This window comes from Novosphingobium guangzhouense (assembly GCF_002896965.1).
Taxonomy (GTDB): Bacteria; Pseudomonadota; Alphaproteobacteria; order Sphingomonadales; family Sphingomonadaceae; genus Novosphingobium; species Novosphingobium guangzhouense.
In genome coordinates this window covers 70,761-92,972 of record NZ_LYMM01000024.1, presented here as the reverse complement: position 1 = coordinate 92,972, position 22,212 = coordinate 70,761, and the positions used below count along the sequence as shown (strand labels likewise).

Here is a 22,212-nt window from a genome sequence, read left to right as displayed (position 1 = left end):
CCCTGCCTCAGTCCACCGAAACGCGCAGCCGATAGCCCACGCCCAGTTCGTTTGCGATGATCTGCGGGCGCTGCGGGTCGTCCTCCAGCTTCTGACGCAAGGTGCGCACCAGTACCCGCAGATATTCCACATGGCGTTCGCTGGACGCGGGCCAGACCTGCGCCATGATCTGGGCATGGGTAATCACCCGGCCGGGGTGCTGGGCCAGTTGCGCGACCACTGCATATTCCTTGGGCGTCAGATGGACTTCGTGACCCGCCTTGGTGATGCGCCGTTCCATGAGGTCGATCGAAACATCGCCCGCCGTCACCGCCGCGACCCCGCCGCCGCGCGCCATGCGGTGGCGCAGGGCGACACGCAAGCGCGCCAGCATCTCGTCGGTATCGAACGGCTTGGTCAGGTAATCGTCCGCGCCCAGATCAAGCGCGGCGACCTTTTCGTCCGTCGCATCGCGGGCCGAGACGATGATCAAGGTGGCGTCGGTGTCCTTCTTGATCAGCGGCACCAGTTCCAGTCCATCGCGATCGGGCAGGCCAAGGTCCAGCAGGACCACGTCGGGGCGCTCTTCGCGCAGGCGCTCCATCGTTTCCTTCGCGGTTCCGGCCTCCACCGTCGCATAATCCGCCCGTGTCAGGGCCGACTGGATCAGGCGGCGGATATGCGCCTCGTCGTCGACGATCAGCACCTTGTGGCGGTTCTTCATGCAATGTCCTCGTCGTCCGGGTGCCGGATGATCAGCGCTTCGGGTATGCGGATGGTAAAACAGGCGCCGAATGGCTCCTCGGCATTGGAAGCCTCGACTGACAGGCCCATCGCTTCGGCAAAGCCCTTGACGATGGCAAGGCCAAGCCCGGTCCCGTGGCGTACCCGGTCTGACCCTTCAAGCCGGGTAAAGGTATCGAACACCCGCTTTTCCTGCCCGGGCGGGATACCCGGCCCTACGTCAGACACCGAAAGCAGCAGCGCATCGGGTACGCGGCGGCAGCGGATGGTGATCGGCGTGCCCGGTTCTCCATAACGTCCGGCATTATCCAGCAGGTTGATCAGGCAGTGGTGCAGCAGCACGGGATCGAGCCGCACCAGCGGGATGTCGGGAGCGATATCGAGGTCCACCTGCCGCCCCTGCAGCGCTGTGCGGGTATCGTGGACGGCGCCCGCCACCGCATCGAACAGGTCGGTCGCCTCCACCTTCATGGGCAGCGCGCCCGCCTCTACCCGCGCCATGTCGAGCAGGTTGGCGACGAAGCGGTTGAGCCGCTGCGCCTCGGCATCGATCGTCTCGACCAGTTCCGCGCCGAAGGCGGTGGCGGGATGCTTCTTCATTTCCTGCGCGGCGGAAAGAATGGTGGTGAGCGGCGTGCGCAAGTCATGGCTGACCGACGACAGCAGCGCCCCGCGCAGCCTGTCCCGCTCGCCGATGGCCTGCGCCTTGATGTTCTCCTCCTCCAGCGCCATGCGGTCGAGGGCGATGGAAGCCTGATCCAGCAGGCTCATCAGCAGGGGCACCTGATCGGACCGCACCGGATCGCCCGCATCCTCGCGCGCAATACCCAAAACGGCCATCACACCCCGGCCCGAAGCGGTCGATGCCATCAGCGGATGGAACAGCCAGTCCGAAGCGGTCAGGGTCGATGAGCCACGCCCGGCGGGCTGCTCGTTGTCTATCGCCCACTGCGCGGCGGCCAGTTCGATCTGCTCCATCCGGTCCTCGGGCGGATAGGCGGCGGCAAGGTCCGGGCCGCCCGCCGAGGGGAGCAGCATCACCGCACGCACGTCAAGCAGGCGGGCCACTTCGGCGCAGATCGCCTGCATCAGTTCGTCCTGCGTCGCCGCGCCGGTCAGCTGGCCCGAAAAGCTGGCGAGCGCGGCGTTCTGGCGGGCGCTGGCCCCGGCAAGGTCCGCCTGCGCGCGTACCCGTGCCGCGAACTGGCTGGTCACCACCGCGACACCCAGCAGGACAAGGATCGAGATGACGTTTTCCGGATTGGCGACGGTCAGCGTGCCGGTCGGCGGCAGGAAGAAGAAGTTGTAGGCAAGGCTGGACGCCAGCCCCGCGAACAGCCCCGCTCGCAGCGAGAACGAGGCCGCCGCGTACATCACCGGGATGAGATAGAGCAGCGCGATATTGCCAAGGTCGATCACTTCCACCAGCAGGCGGCCCAGCACGGTCATCGCCGCGACCGTCAGCAGCGACACCGCGTAGTGCGCCGGGTTGCCCCAGTGGCCGCCTGGAATGCCGCCGCGTTTCTCCCGCCTGCGCGCAGGCGCGGCGGGCTCTCCCGAGGGGAGGACGTGGACGGCGACTTCGCCGATGCTGCGCACCAGCCGGTCCACCACCGAACCATGCCGCGCCTCGAACCACCATGAGCGGGCGGACTTGCCGATGACGATCTGCGTCGCGCGGGCATCGCGCGCGAAACCGCCCAGCCCCTCGACCACGCCGGCGGCGGGTATGCTGGCGGTGGAAGCCCCCAACCTAGAGGCAAGCGCCAGCGTGTCGGCCAGCTGGCGGCGTTCGTTATCGCTGAAGTGCCGGTCGCGCTGCGTTTCTATGTGCACGGCCGTCCACGGCGCGCGCAGGGCATCGGCCATGCGCTTGCCCGCGCGCACCAGCCCGGCGGCGTGGGCATGTTCGCTGACGGCAACGACGATCCGCTCGCCCACCGCGAAGCTGCCGGCCAGCGCATTGGCGCGCACATGCTCCAGCATCTGCGCGTCCACCGCCTGCGCCGCACGGCGCAGCGCCAGTTCGCGCAGCGCGGTGAGGTTGGACTTGGAAAAGAAATGCCCCAGCGCGCGGGTCGCTTCGTGCGGGATGTAGACCTTGCCATCCTTCAGCCGCTCGATCAGTTCATCGGGCGGGATGTCGACGACTTCGATCTCGGCCTGTTCGATGATCGAATCGGGCACCGTTTCGCGCACGCGGACGCGGGTGAAGGAGGCGACGACGTCGTTCAGGCTTTCGACGTGCTGGATATTGAGCGTGGAATAGACGTCTATCCCTGCGTCCAGCAGTTCCTCCACGTCCTGATAGCGCTTGGGATGCCGGCTTCCGGGAGCATTGGTGTGCGCCAGTTCGTCCACCAGCACCAGCTGCGGCGCGCGCAGGAGAACGGCGTCGATATCCATTTCGCCAAGGCTGTGCCCGGCATGGTCGACTTCGCGGCGGGCGATGATCTCGTGCCCGTGGACCAGCGCCTCGGTTTCGCGCCGTCCATGCGTTTCGACGACGCCGACCACGACATCCAAGCCTGCTTCCCGGCGCTGGTGGCCTTCGGTCAACATCTCCCAGGTCTTGCCGACGCCGGGGGCCGCCCCGAGGAATATCTTCAGACGGCCGCGCCCCTCCTGCGCGGCTGCACGCAGGAGGGCTTCGGGAGATGGGCGATCAGGCTCGTTCACGAAACCGGCTTAGCGCCAAGTGCATCCAGTCGTCGATTGAGTTCGAACACATTGACGTGGCGTTCGCCGATAAAGCCAAGCACCGGCTCCTCGATCGTGCCTGCGACAAGGCGCCGCAGCGCCTCCGGCTCGATCCGGCGCACGCGGGCGATCCGATCGACCTGATAGAACGCGGCCTCGGGGGTGATATCAGGATCAAGGCCCGAACCCGACGTCGTCACGAGGTCTGCCGGGATCGCCTTACCCGGTTCGGCTGCCTGCATCCTGCCGACCTGCTCCTTCACCCGGTCATGCAGCACCTGCGATGCCGGGCCAAGGTTGGAGCCCGAAGAGGCAAGGCCGCTGTACCCGTCTCCCGCCGCCGAAGGGCGGGTGTTGAAGTAGCGTTCCGAGGTGAAGGCCTGACCGATCACGGTAGAGCCGATCACCTTTCCGTTTTCCGTCACCAGGCTGCCGTTGGCCTGGCTTGGGAACACGGCCTGCCCGATGCCGGTCATGGCCAGCGGATAGGCGACGCCCAGCAGGACGGCGAACAGCCCTGTCATGACGATCGCGGGGCGCAACGCGCTTGAAAGATTGTTGGTCATGTTGCCGCCTCCTCAGGCGAGACCGAGGCCGCCAACGGCCAGGTCGATAAGCTTGATGCCGATGAATGGCGCGATCAGGCCGCCAAGGCCGTAGACGGCAAGGTTGCGCGCCAGCAGCGGGCCAGCCCCCATCGGCTTGTAGGCCACGCCCCTCAGCGCCAGCGGAACAAGGCAGGGGATGATCAGCGCGTTGAAGATGATCGCCGAAAGGATCGCGCTCTGCGGGCTGGAAAGACCCATCACGTTGAGCACGCCAAGGCCGGGATACAGCGCCACGAACATGGCCGGAATGATCGCGAAGTATTTGGCCACGTCGTTGGCGACCGAGAAGGTCGTCAGCGCGCCGCGCGTCATGAGCAGCTGTTTGCCCAGGCCCACGACCTCGATCAGCTTGGTCGGATCGCTGTCGAGATCGACCATGTTGCCCGCCTCGCGCGCGGCCTGCGTGCCGGTGTTCATGGCGACGCCGACGTCGGCCTGCGCCAGCGCGGGGGCATCGTTGGTCCCATCGCCGCACATCGCGACAAGGCGCCCGCCCTGCTGTTCCTTGCGGATCAGCTCCAGCTTGTCCTCGGGCGTGGCTTCGGCAAGGAAATCGTCCACGCCCGATTCCGCCGCGATCGAGGCTGCGGTCAGCGGGTTGTCGCCGGTGATCATCACCGTGCGGATGCCCATTGCACGCAGTTCGCCGAAGCGCTCGCGGATGCCGGCCTTGACGATGTCCTTGAGGAAGATCGCGCCCAGCAGCTTGCCATCCACCGCAACCGCCAGCGGCGTGCCGCCGGCCCGGCCGATCTCGTCCGAGATACGGCGCAGTTCGGTGGCGGCAGCGGTGCTGCCCGCGCCGGGATTGGCGTGAAGGATCGCCTGCACCGCGCCCTTCTGGATGATCCGTCCGCCGGTATTCACGCCCGAGATGCGGGTCTGCGCGGTGAAGGGAATGACTTCGGAGTCATACGGAAGGTCGGTGGCTTTCTGGCCGAACTTCTCGCGCGCCAGTACCACGATCGAGCGGCCCTCGGGCGTTTCGTCGGCAAGGCTGGCGATCAGTGCGGCTTCGGCCAGTTCGTTGATATCGACGCCGCTCACGGCGCGGAACTCGCTTGCCTGACGGTCGCCGATGGTGATGGTGCCGGTCTTGTCGAGCAGCAGCACGTCAACGTCGCCTGCGGCCTCGACCGCACGGCCCGACTTGGCGAGAACGTTGAAGCGCACCAGACGGTCCATGCCCGCGATGCCGATGGCGGAAAGTAGCGCCGCAATCGTTGTGGGGATCAGCGTGATCAGCAGGGCTGCAAGGATCGACACCGGCACCGAACCGCCCGCATAGCTGGCAAAGCCGGGGATGGTGGCGACGGCGATCAGGAAGATGATCGTCAGACCCACCAGCAGCAGCGTAAGCGCGATCTCGTTCGGGGTCTTCTGGCGCTCTGCCCCTTCGACCAGCGCGATCATGCGGTCGAGGAAGCCCTGCCCCGGATTGACGGTCACGCGCACGCGGATTTCATCCGAGATGACGCGGGTGCCCGCCGTTACGGCCGAGCGGTCGCCACCGGCCTCGCGGATGACGGGGGCGCTTTCGCCGGTAATCGCAGCCTCGTTGACCGAGGCGACACCAGCGACAACTTCGCCGTCCGAGGGGATCAGGTCGCCGGTTTGAACCAGAACGATGTCGTTCTTCTTCAGCTGGCTGGCGGGGATGCTGTCATAACGCTCCCCGTCACCCTTCAGGCGCTTGGCGGTGAGTTCCGCCTTTGTGGCACGCAAGCTGGCCGCTTGCGCCTTGCCGCGCCCTTCGGCCAAAGCCTCGGCGAAAGTGCCGAACAGCACGGTCAGCCACAGCCACAGCACGAGCTGGATCTTGAAGCCCGCAGCAAGGCCGTCCTGCCCGACGATGAGCAATACGGTCAGCAGCACCGCCACGACGGCCGTGGTGAACATCACCGGGTTGCGGATCAGTTCCCTGGGATTGAGTTTGCGGAAAGCATCCCCGATCGCCGGAACGATCAGGTCTGCCGTGAAGAGGGATTTGGATTCGGAAGTTTTAGCGGACCGGGCCATGGGGTGATCCTCAGAAAAGCTGGCCACGGATCATCGCAAGATGATCGGCGATGGGACCAAGGGCGAGGCTGGGCAGGAACGTCAGGCCGCCGACGATCAACACGATGCCGATCAGCAAGCCCGTCCACAGCAGACCCGTGGTGGGGAAGCTGCCTGCGGTCGCGGGGGTGTACTTCTTGGCGGCAAGGCTGCCCGCGATCGCCAGCATCGGGATGATGACGAAGAAGCGGCCGAGCCACATGGCGACGCCCAGCATGCCGTTATAGTACGGCGTGCCTGCGGTCAGACCCGCAAAGGCCGAACCGTTGTTGCCCACCGCGCTGGTGAAGCCGTAGAGGATCTCGGAGAAACCGTGCGGCCCCTTGTTGAGCGGACCGGCAAGGCCGACTTCGAGCACCGAGGAGATCGCGGTTCCGCCCAGAATGATCAGCGGCAGCACCGCGATCGCCAGAACGGCCAGTTTCACTTCGCGGCTTTCGATCTTCTTGCCGACATATTCCGGCGTGCGGCCGACCATCAGCCCCGCCACGAAGACGGCAAGGATGGCGAACAGCAGGAAGCCATAGATACCCGCGCCGACGCCGCCGATGACGACTTCGCCCAGTTGGATGTTGAACAGCGGGATCATGCCGCCCAGCGCCGTGAAACTGTCATGCATCGCATTGACCGCGCCGCACGAGGCTGCCGTGGTAACGACCGAGAACAGCGCGGATGCAACGATGCCGAAGCGAACTTCCTTGCCCTCCATGTTGCCACCGGCCACGCCAAGACTGTGGAGGATCGGGTTGCCCGCGGCTTCCTGCCAGTAGACGACGGTTACGCCGACAAGGAAGATCGCCATCATCGCAGCCAGGATCGCCCAGCCCTGACGGGTATTGCCCACCGCCTTGCCGAAGCACCAGGTCAGGCCGGTGCCGATGACGAAGATCGACAGCATCTGGATCAGGTTGGTGACGGCGCTCGGGTTCTCGAACGGGTGCGCGGAGTTGGCGTTGAAAAACCCGCCGCCGTTGGTGCCCAGCATCTTGATCGCTTCCTGCGAGGCGACAGGACCGAGAGCGAGGGTCTGCTTGACGCCTTCCAGCGTCGCGACATCAACCGACGCAGCAAGCGTCTGTGGCACGCCGGCAGCAATCAGATACACCGTGTAGACCACGCAGATCGGCAGCAGCAGATAGAGCGTCACGCGCGTCATATCGGCCCAGAAATTGCCGATGCCCGTGGTGCTGCGGCGTGCGAACCCACGGAAGAAAGCGAATGCCAGTGCGATGCCCGTCGCGGCCGACAGGAAGTTGTGGATCGTGAGGCCGAGCATCTGCGACAGATTGCTCATCGCCGCCTCGCCCGAATACCACTGCCAGTTGGTGTTGGTGGTGAAGCTGACGGCGGTGTTGAACGCCCCATCCGCGCCGATACCCGCATAGCCAGGGCCATTGAGCGGCAGCACGCCCTGCAGGCGCAGCACGATGTAGGTCTGCAGCAGGAGCGCCGCGTTGAACACCAGCATGTGGACCGCATAGCGATGCCATGGCTGGTCCTCATCCGGGTTGACGCCCGCGAGCTTGTAGAAGCCGCGCTCGACTGGGCCAAGCACGACATGCAGCGGCGTGCGGCGGCCCTCATAAAGCGCATGGAGCCACAGCCCCATCGGCCTGGTGAGCGCCAGCAGGATGCCGACGAAGACTGCAATATACAGCCATCCCTGAAAGGTCATGTCGGCGCCCCCTCAGAACCGCTCGGGCCGTGCAAGCACGGCAACGAGGTAAACGAGAAGGCCGATGGCGGTGAAACCCGCCAGCCACAGATCGATGGTCATGTCGGTCGTGCCCCTCACGCCTTGTTGCACAGGCCGACATAGCCAAGACTGGCCGCCAGCAGCGCGAGGGTCAGGCCGATCCAGAGGATGTCCTGCATGGGTATTGCTCCTGCAAGCGCACCCGCACGAAAGGTGCGGGATGCGTCGAATGCAGCAGACCCATTAGGCTAATGCGCCGTTGAAATTCGAGACGGGCAAAACCTGAACGACATAGTATTTACGTATGAATTGCAGAGCGCAGAACTCGCCCGGAAATTGGCCTCAGGCGAGTTTCTCCGGCACTTGCCCTGGCGGGTTACTTCCTCCCGCCAAGCCCCGCCACGAAACGATGGAGGTCCGCGCTGAGCGCCGTCAGGCCCTGTTCGTCCTCGAACACGGAATGTCCGGCGGCATAGCGCGCATACGTCACCCGGTCGGCCGGAACGCCCGCCTGCTCCAGCGCGAACTGACCGGCGTAGACGGGAGTGGTGATGTCGTAATAGCCACCGCCCGCAAAGACTTTGAGGTCGGGTCGGGCCTCCATCGCCGCCTTCAGGTAAGGGGCGAAGGACATGGCGCGGTAGCTGCCGCCATATTCCTTGTCCCAGTTCCACTTGAAATTGATGCCAAGGTTGAGGCTGCGATAGGGGCTGGGCACCGCATAGCCCAGTTCGTCCTTGAGGTAGCTTTCGATCCCTGCGCTGGTGCCCGAACCCAGCGACATCGAAGGATCGTCGAACGGCGGGCGCAGCTTTGATTCCGCGATCGCCCGCTTCGCACGGCCGTCAAGCTGGCCGGTGCGCAGGCCCTTGTCGGCCAGCAGCGACAGCATGAAATCATAATTGTCGAGCCGCAGGTTCTTCGCCTCGATCGTGGCGGCGGGAATGCCGATCAACGCCGCCATCCGTTCCGCCACCTGCCTGCGCTCGGCGGCGGGCAGCGAAGGCCCCTGCATCAGCGCAGAGGCATATTCGGTCTGCGCAAAGTGCAGCGCCGCCGCATAATGCTGCTCCACGGTGCGCCCGCCCCGCTCGATCGCCTGATGATACCATGCCACCGCCGCGAAAGTGGGCAGATGCATCGCCTCGGACAGCACCGGACCATCGGCATCGCCGATCGCCAGCGACAGCAGCACCACGCCTGCAGGCAGCGGCTTCTTCGCGGCCATGTCCTCGTTCAGCACCGCCAGCGCGCGCGAGGTGCCATAGCTTTCGCCCACCAGCACGCGCGGAGATGCGGTGCGCCCATTGGCCTTCACCCACGCATCGATCATGGCCGAAACGCTGCGCGCATCGCCGCCCACGCCCCAGAACCCGCTGGCGTCACGATCCTTCACCGGCATGCTGGCGCCCGTGCCCACCGGATCGATGAAGACAAGGTCGGCCACGTCGAGCAGGCTGTGCGGATTGTCCTCCAGATGCATCGCATCGCCCTGCCCGACGAAGCGGCGCGGCCCCAGTGCCTGCATGTGCAGCGGAGAGGACGATGCGCCCGGCCCGCCGTTGAACACGAACAGGATCGGGCGCTGAGCCGGATCGTCTTTGGTCTGTGCAATGTAGGCATAGCTTACCGCGACGGCCGCGGGCGCACCGTCAGCCCCGGCCATCGGCAGTTCGGTAACGATCGCCTTGTAGGCCAGCTTGCGTCCGGCGATCCGCGCGGAATGGCTGGTGGTAACCACGCGGTCGCTCGCCGCTTCGCGCGGGACCATCGGCTCCATCGCGCGCAGGAAGGCGGGGGACATCGGTGCATTCCCGTCCTGCGCGCAGACCGCGACGCTGGAGGTGGCAAGCAGCATGGTGGCAAGAACGGCTACATGGCGCATCGGCGTTTCCTGTGGGGCTCGGATAAAGGGATCAGACGCGCGGAAGCGCGGCGACAAGGCGGTCGATGTCCTGCGCTTCTGTGAATACCGAAGGGCAGACGCGGAAACGGTTGCGCGAAAGCGTGATGCGCACTTGCGCCGCCTTCAGCGGATCGGAAAGCTTCGCATAGGCGCCTTCCAGCGCGCAGGTAACCAGCGGCGTGCGGGATCCTTCGGGCGTGACTATGGCATAGCCCTTTGCCGCCAGCCCTTCGCGCAGGCGCGCCAGCAGCGGCATGCGGTAGGCGGTCATCCGATCCACCCCAAGGCCAAGGATATAGTCCAGCGACCAGTCGAGCTGCGCCAGCACCGCGTGCGACCGCGTGCCCCCGGCAAACAGCCCTTCCATGTCGGTACGCGGGGTGGTGTCGGCAATCGTGTCGCCAGGCGGATCGAACGGGTAGACGTGGGGGGCGAACCCGGCCAACTGGTAATATCCGAAATGGGTGCGCTTCAGCCGATCACGCAAGTCGGCGCGGGCATAGAGGAAGCCCAGCCCGAAATCGCCCATCAGCCATTTGTAGCTGGCAGAGGCCGCGAAATCGACGCCGCTGGCGCGCACGTCGATGGGAATGGTGCCCGCCGCGTGGATGATATCGGCATAGACCAGCGCCCCGCGCGCATGGGCGATCTCGCACACGCGTTTCAGGTCGTGCTCAAACCCGTTGTAGGTCGATACCAGCGAAAGCGCGACAAGCCGCGTGCCCGGCGTGATCGCCCGTTCATACGCATCGACCGGGATGCGCCCGCCTTCCGGCCGCAGCCACGCCACGTCCACGCCCTGCTTCGCCAGTTCCTCATAGAGATAGAACGATCCGAAAAAGTGCAGCGTATCGGTGACGATACGGCCGCCGCCATGGGGAAAGTCCAGCGCCTCTATCACCAACTGCTCTCCGGCGGTGGTGCTCTGGACGAAGGCGATTTCCTCTGCCGAGGCGTTGATCAGCCTTGCGAAGTTGTCCTTCACCCGCTTCTCGACCTCGTCAGTGGGATAATGCCCCTCCATCGCCGTGCGCTGGTCAAGGTAGCGCTGTACCGACGCGCGCGCGCCCAGCGGGACCGGGTGCATCGTCCCACTGTCCAGATATCCGGCGACGGATGGCGCGAAGGCGGTACGCTGGGGGAATGTGGCGGACGGGGGCGCGGCCTTTGCGGCCACGGCGGCCTGCGCGGCGATCGGCATCGCACCGGCTGCCGCCAGCACCCCGCGCCGTGTCATTCCCAACGTCCCCATGCGCGCTCCTGTCCTTTTCGCCTGTCATGCACACTAGCCTGCCCATCGCGCATAGATTTCGCCGTTGTTGCCGTCAAAACGGATGCCTCCACCGGATCACGGTCCATCCACGACCATCCAACTGCGCATAAAAATGCCCCAGCCCCGCAGCTATCGTGCCATCACGATCCGGAGAACCAAGATGCTGCGACTGGCTGCTATTCCCGCCCTGATGATGGCGCTAACCCCCGCGGCACCCGCTGTGGCAGCCGTATCGACGACGGCCGTGTGCAAGGGCGATGCGGTGGAAACGCGGCACAGCGCCGTCATCGACGGCAAGCGCATTGCCTATGTCGCCTGTGCCGGAACCCTGCCCGTTCGCAACCTCGCTGGCGAAGTGCGGGGTGCGATCTTCTACACCGCCTATATCGTGCCCGATCAAAAGCCGAAGCGCGGCGGCAAAAGTGGCGGGGCACGTCCGCTGACATTCGTGTGGAACGGCGGCCCCGGCGCGGATTCGCGGCTGCTGCAGTTCCACGCCCTTGGCCCGCGCGTGATCGAAGGGGAACGCCTGGTAGACAATCCCGCCAGCCCGCTGGCGGTCAGCGACCTCGTTTTCGTCGATCCGGTGGGCACCGGCTTCAGCCGCGCCGATACGCCGGGGCACACGGCTGACTTCTACGGCACCCGCGCGGACATCGCCTCTGTTTCCGGCTTCGTCACGGACTGGCGCAATGCCTATGCGCGTACCGCCGCCCCACTCTACCTTGCAGGCGAAAGCTTCGGCACATGGCGCGCGGCGGGCGTTGCCGACGCGCTGGTCGATGCTGGAACCCCGGTTGCGGGCATCGCGCTGATTTCGGGCGGCATTCCGCTGGGCGACATGCCCGACCGTAACCTGATGCGCGCACTTTCGCTCGACAGCCGCATCGCCACCGCGCACGCGCTCGGCAAGCTTGCGGGCGGGATGGACCGCGCGCAGTTGGTCGCAGAGGCGCAGACCTGGGCACGGCAGGTCTACGCCCCTGCCCTTGCCGCCCCCGATACGCTGCCGCCCGAACGGCGCGCCGCCGTAATCGCCACGCTGGCGCGGTATCAGGGCATCGATCCCGCCATCGTGGACGGCAAGACCCTGTGGGTCTCTCCCCGCCAGTTTCGCACCGCGCTGCTGGCGGACAAGGGCCGCACGCTGGACGTCTTCGACATGCGCCAGTCCGGCCCCGCGCCTGACGAGAAGCCGCAAGACGCGCTGGTGCTGGATTACTACCGCACCACGCTGGGCTATCGCGTGGGCAGCTATGCTGGGATCGACGCCCCGGCAAGCGATGCGGGCAGCAACTGGCAGTACGATCAGGCCCCGATCACCAAGGAATCGCTGGCGCGCGCGATGGCGGGCGAAGGTCCGCCCAGCCCGTCGCAGCTCTGGACTTTGCGCGCGATGGAAAAGGCACCCGCGTTGCGCACATGGGTGGCGGCGGGACGTTACGATTCGCTCAACAGTTGCGCGGGCAATGCCGCCACTGTCTCCGCGCTGCCGCCCGCCATCGCCGCGCGCTTCGTGCTGCGATGCTACGAAGGAGGTCACATGATGTATGAAGATGATCGCTCAAGCCGGACCTTCGGGCGTGATCTTTCCACCTTCCTGCAGCAAGGCGCATAAATTTTGCGCGCGCACCACTGAACTCAATATAACTTCGGTCAGCGATGCGCGCAGGACACCGCGAACGCAAAACTATTCCCCGCACGGCCCGCTATCCTGAGGGACAGGGAAACGCCGCGTTCAACGCAGCGGCCTTCAGGGACAAACCGGGGAATTCGGGCATGACACTTCGCACGCAGACACGCACGCTTCTGGCCACGACAGCGCTTTCGCTCGGAATGATGGGCGCTCCCGTCCATGCACAGGAAGCGGCCCAGCTTCAGGGCTCGACCGCCCAAGTCGACAATACGCTGGGCGGTGGCGCGGATATCGTCGTCACCGGATCGCGTATCCGGCGTGCCCCCAATTCCGATGCTGCCCCCGTCATGGAAGTGAGCCAGCAGCAGTTCATCGATCGCGGCTACACCAGTGCTGCCGATGCCCTGAACGACCTGCCTTCCAACATCCCCTCGCTCAACCAGGCAGACGGTTCGGGCGAAGGCAGCGGATCGGGTATCCAGGCGCCAGACCTGTTCGGCCTTGGGCCGGGCCGCACGCTGACCCTGCTCAACGGCCGCCGTATGGTGACCAGCAGTTCCGGCATCGGCGGCACGGCGGGCGGCGGCGATGCGCAGGTCGATTCCAACATCATGCCGCTTGGCCTGCTTGAGCGCGTCGAAGTGTACCAGGGGGGCGGCGCGGCCGTCTACGGTTCGGACGCGATCGCGGGTACGGTGAACTACATCCTCAAGAAGGACTTCACCGGCCTTGAACTGGACGGCCAGACCGGCATTTCCGACCCGGGCGACTATGGCACCTACGCCCTGCGCGGCACCGCCGGTTTCAACTTCGCCGAAGGCCGCGGCAACTTCGCGGTCGACGTGGGCTGGTCGAAGACGCCTTCGCTGCGCTTCTCGGACCGCCCGCTGTCGAACCTCGGCCGCCTGACCGTGACCAATCCCGCCGACACCGGCCCGAACGACGGCATCCCCTCGGTGGACGAGATCTTCAACGCCGGTTTCTGGCCGTTCAACGGCAACGGCGTGATCTTCACCGCCCCCGCACCTCCGCCCAACTTCCTGCTGCGCAACGGTGAGGGCAGCGCGCTGCAGTTCGGCAGCGACGGCAGCGTCATCCCCTATAACCCCGGCACCATCCAGGGCATCCCCTTCGCATCGGACGGTGAAGGCTTCCCCTATCAGGAACTGGCGGGCCTGCGCACCGGGCTTGAGCGTCTGACCGCGAACGCCATCGGCCACTACGACCTGACCGACCGCATCACCCTTTCGGGCGAATTCCTCTACGCCAACACCAAGGGCCGCGAGATCCCGCAGGGCAACAGCCGCACCGTGCTGAACAACGGCTCCTATGCCGGGCCGATCGCCTTCACCATCAACAACGCCTTCCTGACGGACGAAGCCAAGGCCGCGCTGATCGCCGCGCGCCCCAGCTTCGCCAACGGCGCGCCGCTGTACCTTTCCAAGTACTTCTACGACCTCGTGCCCGACCCGGTGCAGACCTACAACACCGACACCTGGCGCGGTGCGCTGACGCTGGACGGTGATTTCGAGGTCGGCAGCCGCAACTTCTACTGGTCGGTTTCGGGCAGCTATGCCCGTGTCGAAGGCAAGCAGCGCAGCTGGCAGGTGGTCAACAGCCGCTACAACAACGCCATCAACTCGGTCCTTTCGGGCGGGCAGGCGGTTTGCGCGATCAACGCCGATGCCGACACCACTAACGACGATCCCGCCTGCGCCCCCATCAACCCCTTCGGCACCGGCACGGTCAGCGATGCCGCGCGCAAGTACGTCAGCACCCGCGCCGGTCTGGACTGGACCAACGAGCAGGTCGATATTCTTGCCACCCTGGGCGGCACGCTGTTCACGTTGCCGATGGGCGACGTGCAGTTCAGTGCCGCTTACGAACACCGTGACGAGAAGGCATCGTTCGACCCGCTTCAGGCCAATCTTGACGGCGTGTTCGGCGACGGATCGCAGCAGGTCGCGCAGTCCGGCCGCTACAATACCGACGAGCTTTCGGCCGAAGTGATCGTGCCGCTGATCGGCCGCGACTTCACCCTGCCGCTGGTCAAGCTGCTCGAATTCAAGGGCGCGTTCCGCTACGTCGACAACTCGTTCGCGGGCAAGGAGAACGTGTGGGATGCGGGCCTGCGCTGGGAAGTCACCGATGGCGTGACCCTGCGCGGATCGCGCAGCCGCAACTTCCGCGCCCCCACGCTGACGCAGTTGCTGGCGCCGACCAGTTCCTCGCTCGAGTCCGCCGGCTACGACCCCTGCGATGCGGACCGCATCAACGCGGGCTCCAATCCGTCGGTCCGCTATGCGAACTGTCTGGCGGCATTCACCGCCAACCCCGGCTACGGCGTGGCCCCGGACGGCACCGGCTCGGGCCTGAGCGCGGCAGAGCGCCTCGCCCGGTTCCAGAGCCCGGCGGAGAACTTCAACCGCACCACCGTGACCGCGGGCGGCAACCCGAACCTGCGCAACGAGATTTCGGACACGCTGACTTACGGCATCGTGTTGCAGCCGCGCTTCATCCCCGGCCTGTCGATCAGTGTCGACCGCATCGAGATCGACCTGAAGGACGGTCTTTCTGCCTTCACCACCGAAAACTTCGCGGCGGCCTGCTTCGATGATCCCGATCCGTCCGACACCGTCTGCAGCGCCTTCACCCGCCTTGCCGGGCCTGACGCGGACAGCATCGGCGGCACCATCGTCACCGGCACCACGACCACCTTCAACGCCGGCGTGCTCAAGTACCGGGGCGAAACCTACACTGTCGATTATGCTTTCGCGCCCGGCGACCTGTTCGGCGGTGATCTTGGCAACCTGCGCCTGACCGCCAATGCCACGCACAACACCCTGCTCACTACCTCGGTGACGGGCACCACCTTCATTCGCACCGACGATACGTACACCAGCCCCGAATGGGTCGGCCGGTTCAACGCGGTGTGGAACAAGGGCCCGGTGCGCGTGAGCTACCAGCTCGACTACCGTGGCCGTACCCGCGCCACCTACGATGCCACCATCGAAACGACGCCGAACCCGATCCTGAAGTCGAACATCGTCCATTCGATCTCGGCACAGGTCGAGGCGGGTGACATCACCTTCCGCGCAGGTATCGACAACCTGACCGACAAGGCCCCGTCCTATCCGCAGATCGCCTATGGCGACATCCTTGGCCGCCGCTTCTTCCTTGGCGCGCGCATCAAGCTGAAGTGACCCGATCCGCCGCCTGTGCATCACCGCACAGGCGGCGGTTTCATCTTCCCCGCATCGAACGGAAAAGCAGACGAAGCCCCCCGCGATGACACCGCCGATGCCCCCCGCTTCCCCCGCCCATCCCGACGACGTCGGGATCGGTTCCTATTCGCAATGGGTCCGCAAGGTGATCCGCGCGGTCCGTTCCGAACGCAACCTGCTGGTCAGCCTGTTCGACAGTTCGGTGCCCGAGCCGGTCGATCTTCTGCGCCGGATCGTGGTCAACGAATTCGCAGAGCCGGTCACCTCGCGCTACACCAGCGCCTTCAGCGGCAACCCCTACGTGGTCGAGCAGCTGGCCCGCCGCTATCGCGTGCCGCAGGACAACGTGCTGTGCGCCACCGGGGCCACGGGCGCGCTTTCGCTGATCTATCGCGCGCTGGTCGGCCCCGGCGAATCGGTGCTGGTCGAAACCCCCGGCTTCGACCTCTTCCACACCATCGCCCGCACCAATGGCATGGCCGTCGACCAGTTCGCCCGACGGGGTGACGGCTTCACCGTCGATCCCGATGAAGTCGCCGCGCAGATCACCCCGGCGACGCGGCTTATCGTGCTTTCCAACCTGCACAACCCGTCGGGTATGGCGGCGGACCGCGATACCCTGCTGGCCCTTGCCCGGATAGCAGAGGCGCGCGGCATCCACGTGGTCGTTGACGAAGTCTACGCGGCCTATGTCGATGCGGCTGAACGCCCGCCCTCTGCCGTGTCGCTATCTCCGGCGATCATCGGGATAGACAGCCTGACCAAGTCCTACGGCCTCAGCACGCTGCGCTGCGGCTGGATCGTGGCGGACGATGCCCCCATCCGCCGCATCCGCGCGCTGGCCGAAGAGACCGAATTCGGCGTGTCCAACCTTGCCCACGCCGCCGCCGCGCTGGTGCTGGAACGACCAGAGCCATTCGATGCCTATCGCGATGACATCATGCGCAAGGCGCGCCCGATCATCGAAAGCTACCACGCCCACTGGCGCGCCGAGGGGCTTGTCACCGGCGAACTGCCGCGCTTCGGCTGCATCGCGTTCCCGCGTCTGACCGGGATTGACGATACGATCGCCTTCTCCGAATGGCTGGCCGACCGATGCGGCGTGATCGTTGCTCCGGGGGAATATTTCGGCGCCGCCGGGCATATCCGCATCGGCTTCGCCCGCGCGCCTGCGGACGTGGACTACGGATTGCAGGCATTGACCGACGGGCTGGTCCGCTACCGCGACCTGCTCGCAGCCAGAGGGACGAACTGAACATGCGCACATGGCTGACCCTCACGCTGGCGAGCCTGTTCGCCAGCACGTCCATCGCCGCGCAGGACGTGCCTACCGTTGCCACCCGGATCGAAGGCCGCGCGCAGCAGGCCATCAAGGTCGGCGGCAAGCGCCTTGCCTACACCGCAGAGGCAGGCACCTATCCGGTATCCAGCGCGCCGGGCCGCAGCGATGCCAGCGCGGGCTACGTCGCTTACGTCCGCAAGAATGCGGGCGCCGATCGGCCGGTGCTGTTCGTCTTCAACGGCGGACCCGGCGCGGCTTCGGCCTACCTGCAGATGGGCGCGTTTGGCCCCATGCGGGCGCATGTCCCGCAAGACCCCGCAGCGCCGCTGCCTGCTGCTGCCGAAGTTTCCGCCAACCCTGCATCCTTGCTGGACATTGCCGACCTGGTCTTCCTCGACCCGCCGGGCACCGGCTTTTCAGAGATCGCGAAGGATGCGGACAGCGCCTTCTATCAGTCGGTGAAGGGCGATGCGGATGCCGTGTCGCAGGCCGCGCGCGCCTGGCTTGCCGAAAACCGCCGCACCGGATCGCCGCTGTTCATCCTTGGCGAAAGCTACGGCACCATCCGCGCGGCCGCGATGGTGGACGCTCTGCGGGCGCAGGATGCAAAGCTCAACCTGCGCGGCGTGCTGTTGCTTGGGCAGGCGCTCAACATGATCGAAACATCGCAGCGGCCCGACAACGTGGTGACTTACCCGGTTTCGCTGCCCACGCTGGCCGCGCTGGCCTGCTACCACCACAAGCGTCCGGCACCCTGCGATCCCGACTCCAGCGCGGACAAGGCCACCGCCTTCGCGCCCGCCTATCTCGATGCGCTCTACAAGGGGCGGACGCTGGACGAGGCGGCGCGCGGCACGATAGCCACGAAGCTGGCCGACCTTACCGGCATCCCGGCCGCGTTCTACCTGGCCCATGACCTGCGCATTTCCAAGGAGCGCTTCCGCGTCGAACTGCTGCGCGGCGAAGGCAAAGTGCTGGGCCGCTACGATGCGCGCTACACCGCGCCGTTGCCTGCAAACGCAGGCGAGATGGTAGGCCCAGATGCCTTTTCCCCGGTGTCCGACCTTTACGGCAAGGCGGTGATCGGCCAGCTTTTCGCCATCGGCGTCGCCAATGCACAGCGCTACAAGGTCATCAGCCGCTTTCCCGGCGAATGGTCTTACGGGGCCGGTGACAGCCCATTCAACGACTGGCCGTTCATGGCCCGGCTTGAGGCCGCCATGGCCGCCGAGCCGGACTTGCGCCTGTTCGTGGGCACCGGGCTTTTCGACCTTACCACCACCGTCGGCGCGGCGGACTATCTCTTCGCGCAATCGAACCTGACGGCCGACCGCTTCGTGAACCGACGCTATCCCGCCGGCCACGTCGCCTATTCAGACGACGCGAGCTGGAGCAAGCTGGTCGCAGACGTGCGCGCCTTCGTAGTGGCGGGCAGCATGATCCGGGGCAGCAAGCCATGAGCGAAGATATCAAGCTGGCCAAGGGCATCGACCTGTGGGGCGTCGTCGCGCTGGGCCTTGGTACGGCTGTGGGCGTCTCGATCTTCTCCGCGATTGCCCCTGCCACCGCCATTGCGGGGCCCGCGATGCTGTTTTCGGTGCTGATCGCGGCGCTGCCGATGTACCTGATCGCGGTAAGCTATGCCTTCCTCGGCTCCGCCCTGCCGGTGTCGGGGGCATCGTTCGCATGGCCCGCGCGGTTTCTGCATCCCTCGCTGGGCTTCTTCATCGCCTGGGCGCGGATCATCGCCAACATGGGCGCCATGGTGGTCCTCGCGCTGGTGCTTGTCCGTTACGGATCGATGATCCTGCCGCTGCCCGTCAAGCCGACGATGTTCGCGGTGCTGGTGCTGGCTCTGCTGGCCAACATGTTCGGCGTCCACATCGCTGCCACCGTGCAGAAGTGGCTGCTGGGCGCAATGCTGATCCTGTTCGCGGTGTTCATCGCCTGGGGCGGAGCAACGGCGGTGGACCTGTCCCGCCTCCAGCCGCTGTTTCCGAACGGAATGCACGGCATGGTCGCCGCGATGCCGCTGCTGATGGGCCTGTTCTTCGGCATCGAGGCCGCGACCGAGGCTGGCGCCGAAGTGGCCGACAGCCGCCGCGCCATCCCGCTGGGCATCGCGCTTTCGATCGGCTCGGCAACGCTGCTCTACCTTGCCGTGGGCTTCGTGGCGCTGGGCGTGCTGGGCGCACCGGCGCTGGGATCGAGCGAGGCGCCGATCCTTGACGCCGCGAAGACCTTCATGGGCCCGGTAGCAACGCCGGTGATCGTGCTGGCGGCCGTGCTTTCGATCGGCAAGTCGCTCAACGCCATGTTCGCGATGTTCAGCCGCAGCCTATATGCCATGGGCACGGCGGGGATGCTGCCCGCAGCGCTGGGCCGCGTCCATCCGCGCTGGCAGACGCCTTACGTCGCGCTGCTGGCGGTCTTCGCGATCGGCTGTGCGGGGTTGCTGCTGCCGATGGAACTGACCTTCCTGTTCCTTGCCGTCAACATTCCCAACCTGCTGAAATATGCCAGCATCTGCCTGTCCGCCGCACGGGTGGTGGAGCGGCACGACGAACTTTACGAAGCCGCCGCCTTCAAGTTCTCCCGCCCCCGGATGCGCGCCTTTGCCTACGCCGGCGCCGCCTGCGCCCTGGCGCTGGCGCTGGTCGGGCTGGAAGCCGACTGGCGTCCTTACGCACTGCTGGCCGGCTGGGTGCTGGCCGGCGCGGTATTCCGCTGGCTGCACACCCGCGCCCGGCGCTGACCTTGCGGTAAAGTGTCTCCACCGTCACGCATCGAGACATTTTTCAGCAACCATCCAGACATTATGTTGTAACATCACCGATCATCGGTTAGAGGGTGGCCTGTCGATCCGGGCAGGCCATCCCCTGCGTGTGCCCGGATCGAGATATGATACGTTAAACCATCTCCTCCCAAGGTATCAGGTCTATGAAATCCCAGCTTCTCACCGGCTGCGCCGTGGCGGTGCTTGCCCTTCCCGTCGCGGCACATGCCCAATCCGCCCCCGACACTGCCGCACAGGACACCTATCACCAGTCCGCCGGTTCCGAGATCATCGTCACCGGCCTGCTGCCGACCAAGCGTCAGGACATGCTGTCGAGCGTTGCGGTAGTGCAGGGCAAGGATCTGGCGCAGGCCATGCGTCCTTCGATCGGCGAGACGCTGGAACATGAACCCGGCGTTTCCGCCACCTCGTTCGGCCCCAGCGCATCGCGCCCGGTGCTGCGCGGCCTTCAGGGTGAGCGCGTGCGCGTGCTGACCAACGGCCTCGGCTCAATCGACGTGTCGAACACCTCGGTCGATCACGCGGTCGTCGTCAACCCGCTGCTGGCCGAACGCATCGAAGTGCTGCGCGGCCCGCAGTCGCTGCTTTACGGTTCCTCCGCCATCGGCGGCGTCGTCAACGTCATCGACAAGCGCATTCCCAACTCTGTGCCGGATGAGCCGATCCATGTCGATGCCATGGGCACTTACGGTTCGGCCGCGAACGAGCGCTCGGGTTCCGCTTCGGTCGACGTGCCGCTGACTAACGGCCCTGACGGCGGCTTCGTCGCCCATGTCGACGGCAGCTACCTCAAGAGCGATAACGTGCGCATCGGCGGCCACGCGCTGACCCCGGCCCTGCGCGCGCAGGCGCTGGAAACCAGCCTGCTGCCCGCAGAAGAGCCCGAAGACGGCGAGGAAGCGATCGACTACGCCGCCAACGCTGCGGTCAAGGGCAAGCTGCCCAATTCGCAGGCCAAGACCTGGACCGCCGGGGCGGGCATCGCCTACGTCGGCACGGGCGGCAACATCGGCGTATCGTACAGCCATTACGACAGCCTCTACGGCGTGCCGATCCGCTTCGCGACGCTGCCCGGCGAAGAACAGGAGGCTCCGCGCCTCAGCATGAAGCAGGACCGCATCGACATGCGCGCCGAACTGAACGGCGACGGCAACGTGCTCGACAAGGTTTCGCTGCGCCTCGGCTATGCGGACTATACCCACGCCGAACTGGAGGAGGACGGCTCGGTCGGCACCGCGTTCTACAACAAGGGCATGGAAGGCCGCCTCGAATTCTCTCAGGCAAAGCATGGCGCATGGAAGGGCGTCACCGGTGCCCAGTTCTACAACCGCGACTTCAACGTGATCGGCGAAGAAGCTTTCCTGCCCAAGAACACCACCACGCAGGTCGGCCTGTTTACCCTGCAGCAGCTGGACTACGGCGCGCTGAAGTTCGAGCTGGGCGGCCGGTACGAACACACCTACCTTTCGGCCAACCCGCTGGCCGATCAGGACCAGTTCTTCGACGGCAGCCGCAATTACGATGCGTTCTCCGGTTCGATCGGCGGTTCCTATGGCCTCAACGACAACTGGCGTATCGGCCTGAACTTCTCGCACACCGAACGCGCGCCCGCGGCCGAGGAAATCTTCGCCAACGGTCCGCACGCCGGCACGCAGGCGTATGAAGTCGGCAACCCGGACTTCAAGCTGGAGAAGGCCAACAGCATCGAAGCGATCCTGCGCGGCAGCGGCACGAACTACACCTTCGAAGCATCCGCCTATCACACCTGGTTCTCGAACTTCATCTACGACGACCTGACCGGAGAGGAAGAGGACGGCCTGCCCGTCTACCAGTTCCGCCAGGCCGACGCGCGCTATTACGGGTTCGAGGCGCAGGGCTCGCTCACCCTTGCCCGCTTCGGCGACGGCAAGGTGGTGGCGGACGCGCTGGGCGACTATGTCCACGCGCAAATCAAGAGCGTGGGCCCCGCGCCGCGCATCCCGGCGCTGCGCGTGCTTGGCGGCCTAAGCTACCAGGCCCCCAAGTTCGATGTCCGCGGCGAAGTGGAGCGCGTGGCCAAGCAGGACCGTACCTCGGAATTCGAAACCTCGACGCCGGGCTACACCATGGTCAACGCCGAAGTGAACATCCGCCCCTGGGGTAATGAGCGTCCGCTCAGCTTCGCGCTGTCGGCCAACAACATCTTCGACGTGGTGGCCCGCCGCGCGTCGTCGTACCTCAAGGACTACTCGATGCTTTCCGGCCGCGATATCCGCGTCAGCGCTCGGGTCAGCTTTTGACAAACGGCTTGCCGGGGCGGCCCTCACCGC

14 protein-coding genes are annotated in these 22,212 nt (G+C 65.8%); 6 read left to right on the top strand and 8 right to left on the bottom strand.

Going from position 1 to position 22,212, the window contains the following annotated elements; translation table 11 throughout:
- Nucleotides 1-7 precede the first annotated feature (7 nt).
- The 8 genes from A8V01_RS07095 to A8V01_RS07060 all read right to left on the bottom strand — a co-directional run bounded on the left by A8V01_RS07095 (nt 8) and on the right by A8V01_RS07060 (nt 10,943).
- A complete protein-coding gene (locus tag A8V01_RS07095) occupies nt 8-703 on the bottom strand; it encodes a response regulator (RefSeq protein ID WP_103095215.1) in 696 nt (231 codons plus the stop codon).
- Entirely contained in the window at nt 700-3,402 is a 2,703-nt protein-coding gene (locus tag A8V01_RS07090; RefSeq protein ID WP_103095214.1) for a sensor histidine kinase, read from the bottom strand. Before A8V01_RS07090 ends, A8V01_RS07095 begins: the two co-directional genes overlap by 4 nt.
- Nucleotides 3,399-3,989, bottom strand: coding sequence for a potassium-transporting ATPase subunit KdpC (gene kdpC, locus A8V01_RS07085; RefSeq protein ID WP_103095213.1), 591 nt, complete (start codon nt 3,987-3,989; stop codon nt 3,399-3,401). Before kdpC ends, A8V01_RS07090 begins: the two co-directional genes overlap by 4 nt.
- Nucleotides 3,990-4,001: 12 nt before the next feature.
- Nucleotides 4,002-6,050, bottom strand: a complete 2,049-nt coding sequence (kdpB, locus tag A8V01_RS07080) for a potassium-transporting ATPase subunit KdpB (RefSeq protein WP_103095212.1) — start codon at nt 6,048-6,050, stop codon at nt 4,002-4,004.
- Nucleotides 6,051-6,060: 10 nt separating this feature from the next.
- On the bottom strand, nt 6,061-7,764 hold the full coding sequence (gene kdpA, locus A8V01_RS07075; RefSeq protein ID WP_103095211.1) for a potassium-transporting ATPase subunit KdpA: 1,704 nt from the start codon (nt 7,762-7,764) through the stop codon (nt 6,061-6,063).
- A gap of 12 nt (nt 7,765-7,776) precedes the next feature.
- Nucleotides 7,777-7,866 (bottom strand): potassium-transporting ATPase subunit F, encoded by a 90-nt coding sequence (locus A8V01_RS07070; protein WP_103095248.1) that lies wholly within the window; start codon nt 7,864-7,866, stop codon nt 7,777-7,779.
- A gap of 295 nt (nt 7,867-8,161) precedes the next feature.
- Nucleotides 8,162-9,670, bottom strand: a complete 1,509-nt coding sequence (locus A8V01_RS07065) for a S10 family serine carboxypeptidase-like protein (protein WP_245892368.1) — start codon at nt 9,668-9,670, stop codon at nt 8,162-8,164.
- 31 nt (nt 9,671-9,701) lie between these two features.
- A complete protein-coding gene (locus A8V01_RS07060) occupies nt 9,702-10,943 on the bottom strand; it encodes an aminotransferase class V-fold PLP-dependent enzyme (protein ID WP_245892367.1) in 1,242 nt (413 codons plus the stop codon).
- A 181-nt stretch (nt 10,944-11,124) separates the two neighbouring features.
- Between A8V01_RS07060 and A8V01_RS07055 the strand changes: the two genes are divergently transcribed.
- The 6 genes from A8V01_RS07055 to A8V01_RS07030 all read left to right on the top strand — a co-directional run bounded on the left by A8V01_RS07055 (nt 11,125) and on the right by A8V01_RS07030 (nt 22,182).
- Nucleotides 11,125-12,582, top strand: coding sequence for a S10 family serine carboxypeptidase-like protein (locus A8V01_RS07055; RefSeq protein WP_103095245.1), 1,458 nt, complete (start codon nt 11,125-11,127; stop codon nt 12,580-12,582).
- Nucleotides 12,583-12,743: 161 nt separating this feature from the next.
- Entirely contained in the window at nt 12,744-15,803 is a 3,060-nt protein-coding gene (locus tag A8V01_RS07050) for a TonB-dependent receptor domain-containing protein (protein WP_103095210.1), read from the top strand.
- A gap of 97 nt (nt 15,804-15,900) precedes the next feature.
- The gene (locus A8V01_RS07045) at nt 15,901-17,079 is read left to right on the top strand and encodes a pyridoxal phosphate-dependent aminotransferase (protein WP_103095244.1); all 1,179 of its coding nucleotides are present in this window, start codon (nt 15,901-15,903) and stop codon (nt 17,077-17,079) included.
- A gap of 2 nt (nt 17,080-17,081) precedes the next feature.
- Nucleotides 17,082-18,566 carry a S10 family serine carboxypeptidase-like protein gene (locus A8V01_RS07040; RefSeq protein WP_103095209.1) on the top strand — a complete coding sequence of 495 codons (1,485 nt, stop codon included), beginning with the start codon at nt 17,082-17,084 and terminating at the stop codon, nt 18,564-18,566.
- A complete protein-coding gene (locus A8V01_RS07035; RefSeq protein ID WP_103095208.1) occupies nt 18,563-19,861 on the top strand; it encodes an APC family permease in 1,299 nt (432 codons plus the stop codon). The genes A8V01_RS07040 and A8V01_RS07035 overlap by 4 nt, the downstream gene beginning before the upstream one ends.
- Before the next feature lie 185 nt (nt 19,862-20,046).
- Nucleotides 20,047-22,182, top strand: a complete 2,136-nt coding sequence (locus tag A8V01_RS07030; RefSeq protein ID WP_103095207.1) for a TonB-dependent receptor — start codon at nt 20,047-20,049, stop codon at nt 22,180-22,182.
- The last annotated feature ends 30 nt before the right edge of the window (nt 22,183-22,212 follow it).

What these genes read in the sequence shown, in the direction of transcription:
- A8V01_RS07060 (WP_245892367.1), bottom strand. Translation starts at nt 10,943, where the DNA reads ATGGGGACGTTGGGAATGACACGGCGCGGGGTGCTGGCGGCAGCCGGT.
- A8V01_RS07035 (WP_103095208.1), top strand. Translation starts at nt 18,563, where the DNA reads ATGAGCGAAGATATCAAGCTGGCCAAGGGCATCGACCTGTGGGGCGTC.
- A8V01_RS07070 (WP_103095248.1), bottom strand. Translation starts at nt 7,866, where the DNA reads ATGACCATCGATCTGTGGCTGGCGGGTTTCACCGCCATCGGCCTTCTC.
- A8V01_RS07055 (WP_103095245.1), top strand. Translation starts at nt 11,125, where the DNA reads ATGCTGCGACTGGCTGCTATTCCCGCCCTGATGATGGCGCTAACCCCC.
- A8V01_RS07030 (WP_103095207.1), top strand. Translation starts at nt 20,047, where the DNA reads ATGAAATCCCAGCTTCTCACCGGCTGCGCCGTGGCGGTGCTTGCCCTT.
- A8V01_RS07065 (WP_245892368.1), bottom strand. Translation starts at nt 9,670, where the DNA reads ATGCGCCATGTAGCCGTTCTTGCCACCATGCTGCTTGCCACCTCCAGC.
- A8V01_RS07040 (WP_103095209.1), top strand. Translation starts at nt 17,082, where the DNA reads ATGCGCACATGGCTGACCCTCACGCTGGCGAGCCTGTTCGCCAGCACG.
- A8V01_RS07045 (WP_103095244.1), top strand. Translation starts at nt 15,901, where the DNA reads ATGCCCCCCGCTTCCCCCGCCCATCCCGACGACGTCGGGATCGGTTCC.
- kdpA (WP_103095211.1), bottom strand. Translation starts at nt 7,764, where the DNA reads ATGACCTTTCAGGGATGGCTGTATATTGCAGTCTTCGTCGGCATCCTG.
- kdpC (WP_103095213.1), bottom strand. Translation starts at nt 3,989, where the DNA reads ATGACCAACAATCTTTCAAGCGCGTTGCGCCCCGCGATCGTCATGACA.
- A8V01_RS07095 (WP_103095215.1), bottom strand. Translation starts at nt 703, where the DNA reads ATGAAGAACCGCCACAAGGTGCTGATCGTCGACGACGAGGCGCATATC.
- kdpB (WP_103095212.1), bottom strand. Translation starts at nt 6,050, where the DNA reads ATGGCCCGGTCCGCTAAAACTTCCGAATCCAAATCCCTCTTCACGGCA.
- A8V01_RS07050 (WP_103095210.1), top strand. Translation starts at nt 12,744, where the DNA reads ATGACACTTCGCACGCAGACACGCACGCTTCTGGCCACGACAGCGCTT.